Raw genomic sequence first — 321 nt, 5'->3', positions numbered from 1 at the left:
TCAGAACAAGACTTTTTAGATGCATTAGTAGGTCCAGCCGGACAAGATGGAGCAGACGGCACCTCAGTAACGGTAACGGATAATGGTAATGGTACCGTAACTGTAAGTGATGGTACAAACGATGTAGTAGTTTCTAACGGAACAGATGGTGAAGATGGAGTAGACGGCACCTCAGTAACGGTAACCGATAATGGTAATGGTACTATAACTGTAAGTGATGGCACAGCCGATGTTGTTGTATCAGACGGAACAGATGGATTAACTCCAGAAATAGGAACGAATAATCATTGGATAATCGGAGGAGTTGACACAGGTATTGTT

Annotated in this window: 1 pseudogene; it reads left to right on the top strand. The window is 43.0% G+C overall.

Going from position 1 to position 321, the window contains the following annotated elements:
* Window positions 1-321, top strand: a pseudogene (locus ITJ86_RS17220) (hypothetical protein); the annotation flags it as partial.

Origin of the sequence: Winogradskyella marina (assembly GCF_015645385.1) — a bacterium.
In the GTDB taxonomy this organism is placed as follows: Bacteria; Bacteroidota; Bacteroidia; order Flavobacteriales; family Flavobacteriaceae; genus Winogradskyella; species Winogradskyella marina.
Note: the sequence above shows the minus strand (reverse complement) of the source record. Positions and strands in the feature narration are given on the sequence as shown.